This window comes from Dyadobacter sp. CECT 9275 (genome assembly GCF_907164905.1).
GTDB classification, from domain to species: Bacteria; Bacteroidota; Bacteroidia; order Cytophagales; family Spirosomataceae; genus Dyadobacter; species Dyadobacter helix.
Map to the genome: position 1 here is coordinate 439,251 of NZ_CAJRAF010000002.1, position 12,604 is coordinate 451,854.

General features: G+C 45.4%; 11 protein-coding genes. 6 read left to right on the plus strand and 5 right to left on the minus strand.

The annotated features are described in order from the left end of the window. The first annotated feature begins 13 nt into the window (after positions 1 to 13). From KOE27_RS09985 to KOE27_RS09995, 3 genes are all read left to right on the plus strand, one after another. Entirely contained in the window at positions 14 to 559 is a 546-nt protein-coding gene (locus tag KOE27_RS09985; protein ID WP_215238746.1) for a DUF1599 domain-containing protein, read from the plus strand. 93 nt (positions 560 to 652) lie between these two features. Continuing rightward, positions 653 to 1,744 (plus strand): BT_3928 family protein, encoded by a 1,092-nt coding sequence (locus tag KOE27_RS09990; RefSeq protein ID WP_215238747.1) that lies wholly within the window; start codon positions 653 to 655, stop codon positions 1,742 to 1,744. A 20-nt stretch (positions 1,745 to 1,764) separates the two neighbouring features. Continuing rightward, positions 1,765 to 2,268, plus strand: coding sequence for a shikimate kinase (locus KOE27_RS09995; protein WP_215238748.1), 504 nt, complete (start codon positions 1,765 to 1,767; stop codon positions 2,266 to 2,268). A 73-nt stretch (positions 2,269 to 2,341) separates the two neighbouring features. On the opposite strand, the gene KOE27_RS10000 is transcribed toward KOE27_RS09995, so the two are convergent. Then, complete coding sequence (locus KOE27_RS10000; RefSeq protein ID WP_215238749.1) at positions 2,342 to 3,916, minus strand: hypothetical protein; 1,575 nt, start codon at positions 3,914 to 3,916, stop codon at positions 2,342 to 2,344. 117 nt (positions 3,917 to 4,033) lie between these two features. Beyond that, a complete protein-coding gene (locus KOE27_RS10005; RefSeq protein WP_215238750.1) occupies positions 4,034 to 5,323 on the minus strand; it encodes a hypothetical protein in 1,290 nt (429 codons plus the stop codon). Positions 5,324 to 5,507: 184 nt separating this feature from the next. On the opposite strand from KOE27_RS10005, the gene proS reads away from it, so the two are divergent. Together proS and KOE27_RS10015 are read left to right on the plus strand one after the other, a co-directional pair. After that, positions 5,508 to 6,983 carry a proline--tRNA ligase gene (gene proS / locus KOE27_RS10010; protein ID WP_215238751.1) on the plus strand — a complete coding sequence of 492 codons (1,476 nt, stop codon included), beginning with the start codon at positions 5,508 to 5,510 and terminating at the stop codon, positions 6,981 to 6,983. 90 nt (positions 6,984 to 7,073) lie between these two features. Continuing rightward, positions 7,074 to 7,505 carry an FKBP-type peptidyl-prolyl cis-trans isomerase gene (locus KOE27_RS10015; RefSeq protein ID WP_215238752.1) on the plus strand — a complete coding sequence of 144 codons (432 nt, stop codon included), beginning with the start codon at positions 7,074 to 7,076 and terminating at the stop codon, positions 7,503 to 7,505. Between the two features lie 76 nt (positions 7,506 to 7,581). Here KOE27_RS10015 and KOE27_RS10020 read toward each other — a convergent pair whose 3' ends face one another. After that, a complete protein-coding gene (locus KOE27_RS10020) occupies positions 7,582 to 8,208 on the minus strand; it encodes an AlbA family DNA-binding domain-containing protein (RefSeq protein ID WP_215238753.1) in 627 nt (208 codons plus the stop codon). 4 nt (positions 8,209 to 8,212) lie between these two features. Next, a complete protein-coding gene (gene dprA / locus KOE27_RS10025) occupies positions 8,213 to 9,346 on the minus strand; it encodes a DNA-processing protein DprA (protein ID WP_215238754.1) in 1,134 nt (377 codons plus the stop codon). A gap of 147 nt (positions 9,347 to 9,493) precedes the next feature. Here dprA and KOE27_RS10030 point away from each other — a divergent pair, with 147 nt between their 5' ends. Beyond that, positions 9,494 to 11,317, plus strand: a complete 1,824-nt coding sequence (locus KOE27_RS10030) for an alpha-amylase family glycosyl hydrolase (protein WP_215238755.1) — start codon at positions 9,494 to 9,496, stop codon at positions 11,315 to 11,317. A 66-nt stretch (positions 11,318 to 11,383) separates the two neighbouring features. Here the strand turns inward: KOE27_RS10030 and lepB are convergent, their stop codons facing one another. Beyond that, positions 11,384 to 12,556 (minus strand): signal peptidase I, encoded by a 1,173-nt coding sequence (gene lepB, locus KOE27_RS10035; RefSeq protein WP_215238756.1) that lies wholly within the window; start codon positions 12,554 to 12,556, stop codon positions 11,384 to 11,386. Positions 12,557 to 12,604: the final 48 nt, after the last annotated feature.

Below are 12,604 nucleotides of genomic sequence, written 5' to 3' on the forward strand. Positions count from 1 at the left end.
ATAATCACATCCGGTGAAATCGACAGAAGCGGAATATCAGGAAATCATTCAGTATTGCCAAGATCTTTTTACAAAAAAAAATAAAGACTACGGTACCTCATGGCGCATTTTAAGGCTGCCGTCCATCACCGATCAGATATTTATTAAAGCACAGCGGATCCGTACCATTCAGGACAAAGGCTTTCAAAAAGTGGAGGATGATGTTGCCGGAGAATTTATCGGTATCATTAATTACTGTGTGATGGCCCTTATACAGATCCGCCTCAGGGATACCCAAAAAGAAATTGAGCCCAATGACCTGACCGGCCTCTATAATGACGAGGTGATTGCCGTGCAGGAACTGCTCTTCAACAAAAACCATGATTACGGGGAAGCATGGCGGGAAATGCGCGTTAGTTCCATGACCGACATCATTCTTATGAAACTTTTGCGTATTAAACAGATTGAGGACAATCAGGGGTTTACCCTTGTATCTGAGGGAGTTAAGGCAGGTTATCAGGACATTATCAATTACGCAGTCTTTTGTCTTATCAAATCCAATGCACTGCAAACGAATTAACCCGAGTACTCAAAACGCTTGGGCTTTCAGCAGCTCTAAAATTCCTAACGCTAAAAATCCTCCCAAGCGATTTTTAAAACCAGTTGATCAGAAATGAAGATCCTTGCTCAAATATCTCGTGTCGTTGTTGGCCTGTTATTTATTTTTTCAGGACTTATCAAATTGAACGATCCCGTAGGTACCCAGTACAAGCTGGAAGAATACTTTGAAGTTTTCGCTACGGATCTCCCGGCGTTTCATGATTTTTTCATGTCGCTGGTACCACTCGCCCTTTATTTCTCCGTTTTCCTGTGCACTGCAGAAGTAGTGCTGGGCATTGCCCTGCTGGTCGGATACAAGCCAAGAACCACCTCCTGGTTTTTACTGGCAATCATCATTTTCTTTACGTTCCTTACGTTTTATTCGGCCTATTTCAACAAAGTAACCGACTGCGGCTGTTTTGGGGCCGCCATTAAACTAACTCCCTGGACCTCTTTCGGAAAAGATATTTTCCTTTTGATACTCATCCTGATCATCGTTTATTATCGTAAGAATTTCAACCCGATGCCTACCGGAATAATCGTAATGCTGTCTACAGTTGCCTCACTCGGCATCGCATTTTATGCACTACGGCACCTTCCGGTCCTGGATCTGCTGCCTTATCGTGTAGGAGCCAGTATTCCCGCCCAACTGAAACCGTCGGAACCGCTGCGATACAAGTACATCTTTGAAAAAGATGGAAAAACACAGGAGTTTGAGCAGTACCCTTCTGATACGACACTGGTTTTCAAAGACATGGTGGTACTCAATGAAGAGGCCAAACCCAAAATCACCGATTTTAAAGTCTGGAACGATGAGGGTGATTTCACTGAAGAAACTTTCAAAGGCAGCAAGTTGTTCCTAATCCTCAAGAATTTTACGGATATCAACACAGCAGCACTGCCCGGCATCAGCAAGCTTATTAACAGCGTTAAATCCAAAGGTATTCAGCCATTGATCCTTACCTCCGGAAGCAGTGAAGAAATAAAGGGCTTTCTGACCGAACACCAGTTAACTGTACCGTTCTATTATGTAGATGCCACCGTACTGAAAACAATCTCACGTTCCAATCCTGGATTATGGCTGCTCAAAGATGGCGTTGTGAAAGGAAAATGGCATTATAACGACACGCCTTCGGCTGAAGTTGTAACGGATCTGGTTAAGTAAACTGCGTCTATAAACAGAAAATGAAGAATATAATTTTGGTCGGCATGATGTCGTCCGGCAAAACAACACTTGGAAAAAAACTGGCCCGATCTCTAGGGTATCGTTTCAAGGACCTCGACAAACTTATCGAACAGGATCAGAACACAGATATTCCTTCGATCTTTGCTGAGAAGGGAGAAGCCTACTTTCGCGACGTGGAAAGCCGGTTGCTGAAAAGCATTCCGGTTAACGGTAGTATCGTTCTAGCGTCGGGAGGAGGAACCCCTTGTTTTTTCGACAACATGGAATTTATTAAAAAACTGGGTATAAGTATATTCCTGGATGTACCTGCGCATTCACTTGCTAAACGCATTGAAAACCATGGCAAAGATGACCGCCCGATACTGTCTGGGGCACAGTCACTGGCAGAAACTCTTCAGAATAAAATTGATGAGCGCAGGCCTTATTATGCTCAGGCCGATTTTTCTTTGCACGGGGAGCTGGATGTAACGCATCTGCTCGAAAAGTTAAAACCACTGCTTTAATATTATAAAAGGGCACGTGAAAATTGAAGTTGTTTTCACATGCCCTTAGCCATTCCTGCAAAACCTGTCAGCACTACCTGCCGAAGAACGTACCTACGGTTAGCATCACGTTCACTGTTTTGTTGCTCACCTCGGCCGTTGAATAATCCTCAGGATTGTTCAGAATATATGGTGAATAAAGTGATTTATAGGTGGAGAAAGTTGCTCCCAGATCAGCAAAGAATCGGCTGTTTCTCACCCCCACACCCGCAGACATCAGATATTTATCACGTTTGGTACCATCGCTTCGAGCCATGTAAGGATCTGCGATATAGGCAAAGCCAAGCCGTCCCCGGAATACGCCTGCCCTGAGTTCCCCACCTATCCTGGCATTAACGGTATTACGGAAGGTATCCTTTATCTCCGCTTTGGTATCGGTCCTGAAATTGTTATTATCTGTACTGCTAAGATAAGTGGTCCTGCCGCCCATCCCCGAATATCCTACATATTCCACTGTACCCGTAATGAATCCCTTATTCTGAAAAAACAATGTACCTCCCAGCGATCCCTTGAAAGGGCTTATAGCAGAATAGACGAATTCGTTGGTTGCAATATTGAGATTGGTATACGGTGGGGTAATCAAACCTCCCTGTCCATCAGACACAAGCCCATCCACATACTCAGCCGCTACATTTTGATTAAATGTTTCCTTAATAGCGGTCCAAGTCGGTGTGGTAAGCACACCTCCCAGCTGAAACACAGGATTAAATTTATAAATGATTCCCAGTGACAAATTGGCTCCGTTACCTGTGACACTGAGCTCTTCAGACTGATTCGTAGAAATGAGCTCCGGACTGTTCACATAGTTATCCTCATTATATCTTGTGTACTTATACCTTAGCCGGCTGAAGCCTACCGAGCCTCCGACATATAACTTATCGTCGTAATTCCCTCCATACGAAATGTTCCATTGGGTGTTGGCGCCGGTTGCGTCGTAATTTCCATATTGATTCACAACACTATTTCTGTCCAAAGGCTCCCAATCGGGAATTGTTGCTGTGGGCGAAGAGTAAGTGGGGTTAATCAGGTACATCTGGTAATATGCGGCAGGCAAGGAAAAAGCCAGAGGGCCTCCATTGCTGGGGTCACTTTCAAAATCGGCGTTCATGTCCGCCACGGTAAGGTTACGGCCATTCGCATCCTGCACGATTTTATCCACCATTGCACTTTTGTTGTTCAGCCCTCCGTAACTGTAACGGTCTTGAAACGACTGCTGCCGTGAAAAGGATATACCCAAAGAAGTTCTCTTCCATTTTCGTTGAAAACTGGGCTGGCTGGTGATTACAAGCGAAGCCTGGGCAATGTTAAAATTGCTCTTGGCATCGGTCATGATCCCATCGGTATATTTACTGCTGGTATTAAAACTTGTAACGGCCGGACTGATGGAAATCTCCGACCGGTTATAGAAGCCCAGCCCTGCCGGGTTTCCAAAAATAGTACTGGCATCTCCACCCAAAGCGGCGTGATTACCACCCAATCCTTGAAACCGGGCCGTCCCGGTTTGATTGGATTCCGAGTATCTGAAAATATCCGCGGCATACTGCGCCTTCAGGGGAAGCGCAACAACCGCAGTAAACATCAGGTAAATATAAGGTGCAACTTTTGACATGGCTATTAAGCGAATTGAATGTAAACCGTACTTCTACTTAAACGAAAACCCTGCAAAATTATGACATTTTGCAGGGTTTAATCGTGTATATCCTTTCAGCACATAAGCTTATGGGAATTATCTTGGACCTCTTGAAGGTGATGCAGACCGTGATCCGCCTCCACCCGAAGAAGGTGCACTGTAACTTCTGGACGGCGCACTGTAACTTGGTGCACTGTAAGTTCTGGCAGGCGCATTGTACGTTTCCCGTGATGGTGACGAATAATTGCTGTTACTTCTGGACGGAGCCGAGTAATTGGACTGCGACCTGCTGGGAGCGCTATAAGACTCTGAGCTGTAACTCCTTGACGAACGGGAACTATTACCCGAACTGTACTGACCTGATGAATATCCCGAGGTATTGGTTCTGGGTCTTGAATAATAGGTATTCCCGTCAGCCGGAGCATTGTCTCTTGAGTAACTTCTAGAAGAAGAGTTAGCATTAGCGGCCGATCTTCCACCTGTATACCCACTGGACACCCTGCCATCTCCGCGAGAAGACCTTGAATTGTAGTTATCCGAAGCATTCACTGAATTGGCTACTGCCCGCCTTCCACTTCTGCTGCTCTCATTCACAGTTGAAGATGAACGGGGAGTGTTCACGAAGCTTGAGTTGTACCTGCTGCTATTATTTCTGACGGTACTTCCACTTGCAGTACGTGGCCCGTAAGTTCTGGTCAGTCCTTGTCTCTCATAATTATTGACAATCACAACAGGCCTGCTGTATGCCCAGGGATTATACCCATAGCCATATCCAAAGGCATCATACATTCCGTAACCACCATAACTGTACATGCTGTAAGGAGAATAACCCCATGGTGAATATCCAAAGGAAGAATATCCCCAAGGATCGTAGTAACCCATCATCATGTTGTTGTAACCCCATGGTGAATATCCCATCATGGAACCCATTCCATAACCAATGTAGGGACTGAACCCAAAACGGCTTCCCAATCCGAAGCTTAAACCCAAGCTCAGACCTGATCCGAAACCTCCGAACCCATTGTAGGCATAAAAGGGATTTGAAAACCGGGTAGCCTGATTGTAACCGTCTACAAAACCAGCATTATAACCTACATTATCGTTCAGTGCACGATTTACACTCCTTGAAGACAGATAGTTTTCGTCATAATAGTCAGTAGTACCCGTATATTGGTGATCTTCTGCAGGAAGGTAATCCGGATTACCCGAACGGGAAAATTCTTCACTTTGAACCCGGTTGCCGGAAACCGCTACTGCACCGGAGCCTCCCCCGTAAAGATCGTCATATTCAGCACCTGAACGTGAAGTATACTGATTGCTTGCACATCCCCAGGCCCCGAACAGCGCTACGACAGATAAATATTTAATTTTATTTTTAATCATCATGGCCTTAGAAGGATTAAAGTTATGTTGCTAATATACAAAAAAATCACACCTAATCAATACGTCAACATCTATAACAGAACATTAATTCCAAAGTTAACATAAAAAACTATCTTTGCAACTTATTGAAAAATCAAAAAAACTGAACCGGAATACTCCTTATAAAATCAATAAAAAGCATCACAGAATGAGTAAAGCCTTGCCAAAGCGTAGTGAAAACTACTCCGAATGGTACAATGAATTAGTAAAGCGGGCCGACCTGGCCGAGAATTCCGCAGTGAGGGGATGTATGGTGATCAAACCTTACGGGTATTCGATATGGGAGAAAATGCAGCGGGCACTGGATGATATGTTCAAAGAAACCGGCCATACCAATGCTTATTTCCCTTTGTTTATTCCTAAATCATACCTGAGCAAAGAGGCGTCGCATGTGGAAGGTTTTGCCAAAGAATGTGCCGTGGTTACACACTACCGCCTGAAAAACGACCCTAACGGCAAGGGTGTTATTGTAGATCCGGACGCCCGGCTGGAAGAAGAACTGATTGTGCGGCCCACATCCGAAACGGTGATCTGGAGTACCTATAAAAACTGGATACAATCCTACCGCGACCTTCCCCTGCTTATTAATCAATGGGCCAATGTGGTGCGCTGGGAAATGCGCACACGGCTTTTTCTGAGGACCGCGGAATTTCTGTGGCAGGAAGGCCATACCGCCCACTCTACAGCTACAGAGGCCGTAGCCGAGGCCAGGCAGATGCTGGACGTTTACACAACTTTTGCGGAAGAATGGATGGCATTGCCCGTATTAAGGGGTGTTAAAACGGCTAACGAACGATTTGCAGGAGCCGTAGATACGTACTGCATCGAGGCCCTGATGCAGGATGGAAAAGCCTTACAGGCTGGAACCTCCCATTTTCTAGGCCAGAATTTTGCTGCCGCCTTTGACGTAAAGTTCCAGGATAAGGATGGTAAGCTGGAATATGTATGGGGTACCTCATGGGGTGTAAGTACCCGTTTGATGGGTGCACTGATCATGGCACATTCCGATGACAATGGTCTGGTTTTACCTCCCAAGCTGGCACCAATCCAGGTGGTTATTGTTCCGATCTACAAGAACGAGGAGCAGCTGGATGCGATCTCGGACAAGGCGGCTGAAATTATGAAAGAGCTTAAAAAGCGTGGTATATCGGTTAAGTACGACAATAACGATGCGTATAAACCCGGTTATAAATTTGCAGAATATGAACTGAAGGGTGTTCCCGTTCGCCTGGCCATGGGTGCGCGTGACCTTGAAAACAATACAGTTGAGGTTGCCCGCCGGGATACAAAGACGAAAGAAACCGTTTCTCTGGAAGGTATTACGGAGTATATCAGCGATCTGCTGGACAATATCCAGGAGGCTGTTTACAATAAGGCGCTGGCATTCAGAGAAGAAAACACGGTGAAAGTTGATACCATGGAAGAATTCACGAAGATACTCGACGACAGAGGTGGGTTTATACTCGCACACTGGGATGGCACCTCCGAAACCGAGGAGAAGATCAAAGAAGAAACAAAAGCGACTATCCGCTGCATCCCTTTGAACCAGGAAGCAGAAGACGGTGTTTGCATTTACTCTGGTAAACCTTCAAAGGGAAGAGTGGTTTTTGCCAGGGCGTACTAATACTTTTAATCAGAAACACAGCTGGCTGACCGACGGTACGTGTTTTAATATAGGGTGGTCAGAAATGTTTTCTTAAAAATCAATTTAATTATGAGACAAGCGCAAGCAGGAGACACTGTTCATGTTCACTACAAGGGAACACTTACAGACGGACAACTTTTTGATTCATCGGAAGGCCGTGAGCCCCTGAGCTTCCAGCTGGGAAGTGGTATGGTGATCAAAGGCTTTGACGACGGGGTTACCGGAATGGAAGTTGGCGATAAAAAAACAGTACATATACCTAATGTTGAGGCCTACGGACCGGTGAATGAGGAAATGGTTATCCAATTCCCAATAACTCAGATTCCCGCAGATATCCCCCTGGAAATAGGCGGAACCCTGAACATGCACCAGGATGGAAACGGCCAGGTTATTCAGGTGGTTATCAAAGAAGTAACAGACGAATTTGTGATTCTGGATGCCAACCACCCGCTGGCTGGGCAGGATCTTATATTTGAACTGGAATTAGTAGATATCAAGTAGTAATTCCCGGTTCTCAAAGGAAAAGACAGGTTCTTTTAAATGAAACCTGTCTTTTTCCCTTAAATTAATCATACCGCTATTCTGCCCATTTAAGGCTGTAAGCTTCTGGTTTTACCCGTGAAATTTTAAGCAAAATTTGCTTATCCGCCAGGTCATTGAGCATCCGCTGCGCTCTTTTTTCCGATATATTGATAATTCTGGAAAAGGCTTTTGCGGTCACATAATCCGTTTCTCTGAGATATGTGATCAAAGTTTTGACATGCCGCGATGCCAGCATTTTTTCTGTATCGTTATCTCCCTCACCCTGAATTAGGAGCCTTGGAATGGGAAGGCTCTTATCCTTCATTCGGATATAAATGATACGGTCCCCTTTTTCATTTAAAGCGTAATGCGGCTTGTCCGTACTTTCGTCTATTTCAATTCTCAGTATCTGTTTTCCATCAAGAGCTTCACTTTTGAAACGTAGGATCAGTTTTTCTTCAATGAGCTCCGATGTCGCTTTTTCCAGTTTCTGTAACTCCCTCAGTTCTGATTTCACCCCCAGAATTTCCCCGTTATCACCAATGCCCACCAGCAAAGTCCCCCCCGAAGTGTTGGCAAATGAAGTAATGGTTTTGGCAATTTTATAAGAACTGTCAATCTTTCTTTTAAACTCGACTGTAAGGCCCTCACCTTGTTTTATTATCTGAAGAGTACTTCGCATGTAGTCAGATCAAACCGTATTTTTTACCAGGTAACGATTTTATCATACCCTGAAATTCCAGATTTAGTAAAAGATTCGCTAATTTATTCAGATGAATGCTGCTTTGCCAGGAAAGCTCGTCCAGTTGCATTACTCCTTTTTGTTTTAACAAAGAAAGTACCTGCCCTTCCTCCTGGGTAAAACCATCAAATATCAAAGGTGCCGGACTACCTGTGTCAAACGTAACTTCCCGGGTTTTGGACAAATTGGTATGCCAGCCAATCGCTTCGGCCATTTCCTCCACTGACGTAAAAATGGATGCTTTATTCTCTCTGATCAACTGATTACATCCCTCAGATTGCGGCTGATTTAAATTACCGGGAACGGCGAAAACATCCCTGTGATAGTTTTGAGCAAATTCGACGGTAATCAGGCTCCCTCCTGTCCGGCCCGACTCCACAACGAGCGTGGCGTCACTTAACCCGGCGATAATACGGTTCCTGGCGGGGAAACGCATAAAATCTGGCTTGGTCGCCAGCGCGTTTTCTGTTACCAAGCCCCCATCCTCCATCATGTCCCTAGCAGTTTTACCATGGGCAGCAGGATAAACCATGTTTAGACCACTCGCCATCACCCCTAAAGTAGGAAGACCATTTTTTAAGCATGCCCGGTGCGCAGTAATATCAACCCCATAAGCCAGTCCGCTAATGACCAGCGCATGATACGGAACAAGTTCACGGATAATAGATTCTGTCACAGCTTTACCATATTCGCTCACCTGCCTGGTCCCCACTATCCCTATGGTCCTGTTCACATTGAAGTCAAATTTGCCGCGGCTGTATAGTACAACCGGGGAGTCGTATAAAGATTTCAGCCTGATGGGATACGTATCATCCGTATAAAAGTGTAATTGTGTATCCGTTTTCCGGCAATCCTGGTATTCCTTTTCCCCAACTGCCACCGCCTCCTTTTTGAGAATGGTGCGCGCAGCCTTCTCTCCAATTCCAGGTATTTTGATAAGCTTTTTAAAGTCAGACCGGAATACCTCCGTTGCATTTCCGCAGTAACTAATTAACTGCCTGACAGATACAGAACCTACGCCAGGCGTGTGAATAAGCGCAAGGGTATAAATTTTCTCTTCTTCTGTTGTATACAACATAGCAGAATGAACCGATTTTAGTGATTGATGAAGAAGTTATGTTCCCGATGTAACCTATCCATTCCACACATTGGGCGGGCATGGTTTTGATATATACGTTACGTAAGACCTTTGTCATCAAAAATAACAATAATCTTTTAAGCAGATATGGAAAATTTACAGGCAGAAGATGCAACAGCCACCGCCCAGTATACCGGGATGGGTGCCACTTGTTTCAATGAAGGTGTTTTTTACCGCGTATGGGCCCCTCATGCCGAAAATGTTTCCGTAATCGGAAATTTTAACAACTGGGATGAAAACGCGAATCCTCTACATCCCGAAGAAAACGGTATGTGGGGTGCGTTAATAGAAAACTCCGCAGAAGGTGATGAATACAAATTCCTTCTTCAAACGCCTTACGGAACATTTATGCGCAACGATCCCTACGCATTAAAAATGACCAACTCTGCCGGGAATTGTATTGTTTACAACCACAATAGTTTCGACTGGCAGGAAACAGGATACACTATTCCAGCCTGGAATGAAATCATTGTTTATGAAATGCATGTGGGTACCTTCAATGTTACCAAAGAAAATGACCCCGGGACGTTTTATACGGCAATTGAACGGTTGCCTTACCTGAAAGAAATGGGATTCAACGCCGTTGAACTGATGCCGTGTTCCGAATTCCCAGGTTCCAGGTCCTGGGGGTATAACCCTTCTAATCCATACGCGATCGAGTCTGATTATGGTGGCCCAGACGGATTAAAGGCATTTGTAAAAGCAGCTCACGAAGCAGGGATTGCCGTGATACTGGACGTGGTATACAATCATTTCGGCCCCTCGGACCTTGACCTGTGGCAGTTTGATGGCTGGCAGGAAAACGATGGAGGTGGCATTTACTTTTACAACGACTGGAAAGCAGAAACGCCATGGGGTAAAACCAGACCTGACTATGGCCGCAATGAGGTGAGGCAATACATCCACGACAATGCCCTGATGTGGCTCAGAGACTACCGGGTGGATGGCTTGCGGATGGACATGGTACCTTACATCCGTAATGTTAAAGCGGACGGAAACCCGGATAATGATATCCCGGAGGGTATGAGCCTCATGCAATGGATCAATGAGGACATCCGCCAGCAGTTCCCCAACAGGATCACCATTGCGGAAGATATGCACTCACTTGATTTCATAACCCATCCTGCCAGTGAAGGCGGCCTGGGATATGGCTCGCAGTGGGATGCCAAATTTGTCCATACGATCAGGGAGGCCATTATTACTCCCAACGATGCCGACAGAGATATCCACAAAGTGGTTGAAGCGATCACCTTCTGTTATAACATGGATTCTTTTCAGAGGATTGTTTACACGGAATCACATGACGAAGTGGCCAATGGCCAGGCCCGTGTTGCAGAAGAAATAGCTGCGGATGATGTCAACAACTGGTACTCCAAGAAAAGGGCTGCACTGGGCGTGGTGCTGGTACTTACTTCACCGGGTATTCCGATGATCTTCCAGGGGCAGCCTTTGCTGGAGGACAAGTGGTTTTCGGACAACGATCCGATCGACTGGAGCCGGCTCGAAAAATTCAGTGGTTATGCCACTTTGCATAACGAAATCATTCACCTGCGCAGAAACTGGTTTGGCGTAACAGCCGGTCTCCAGGGCCAGCATGTGGAGATTATCCGTGCCGATAATGAACGAAAGGTGATTGTCATGCACCGGTGGCAGAACGGAGGCCCCAAAGACAGCGTTGTTGTTGCTTTTAACTTATCACACGAAAAGTACGACGATTATAAAGTGGGCTTTCCGGCGAAGGGCCTCTGGAACCTTCGTTTCAATAGTGATGATCAGAAGTACGATCCTGAGTTTTCGCATATCGCAACGCATGACGTTGATGCGCACGAGGGCGAATATGACAGCTTGCCTGCCTATGCTTCACTCACGTTGCCTGCTTACACAGCTTTAATATTCTCACAAGAAGGCTGAGCATCCACTTTTATCTGACAGGAGACATAAATGACAGGTCCGGCACCAATCCCGATAACCTGTCATTTATTTTATCACCCTGAATAGCCGTTCCCACCGAATCTTGTTCATAAAGCTGGTAGGATCCGGATCAATAGACATCCACACAAATATGGCCTTACCGACGATATGGTCCTTAGGGACAAAACCCCAGTATCTTGAATCCGCAGAGTCATGGCGGTTGTCACCCATCATGAAATAATAGTCCTGGCCGAAGGTGTATGCTTCAAGTTTTTTCCCTGCTTTCTTTATTTCCTGATTTTCGATGACGATGTCGTCATTGCCTTCATGGTTTTGAATGATCTCTCCGTATAGCGCTACATTTATGGGTGTTAGTGATATCTTCATGCCTTGTTTGGGTATCATCACCGGCCCATAATTATCCTTATTCCAGTCGATCAGGTCAGTTACCGGAAACAGGTAAGGCTCTTTATATCCTTTGGGAAGTATCACCGGCGAAATCCTTTTGACAAAATCATACGATTTTAGTTTCTCTATATTTGCTTCCGTTGTTTTCACGATGTAACCTGGTTCATCATTTTCCGGCAGGGTATCATTGTAGGTTTCGGTGTATTGAGAGAACGCAGTTATACCATTTTTCCTGAATACATTAACTTCGTTCACCGTTGTGGACGTTGCTACAAAGTATTCATTCTGCATTCCCACAGGAATTTCAGAAGCCGTTCCGTTCACAACCACACGTCCGTCACGTATTTCCAGCCGGTCACCGGCTATTGCTACACATCTTTTAATGTAATTACTCCTGAGATCCAGCGGATGCGGCTTCAGATTGGGAAGTACGGTACTGTATTTCTGATAAAGATCAGGATGTTCCACCGGCAGGTTGAATACTACAACATCTCCTCGTTTCACATCCGAAAACCCGGGCAACCGAAATTGCGGAAGTTTGATCCAGTCCAGATAGGAAGGTATCTCTGTTCCCCACACCGTTTGATGGCTTAACGGAATCTGAAGAGGTGTAACCGGCGTAGTGGTACCGTAATGGAGCCTGCTCGTGAAAAGATATTCCCCTACCAGCAGGCTGTTTTCCATTGAGGGTGTGGGGATCACAAAGGCACTGAAGAGCAGCCACCTGATGATCACTGCGGCTATTACAGCAAACAGAATGGAATCAAACCACTCCCTTACCACGGATTTCTTTTGTTTTTCTGATTTTGCGGTTAGTTCAGTTACCGGCATTGCTCGTTTGGATTAAGACCCGTGCAATATATAGCAATTAACTATAAC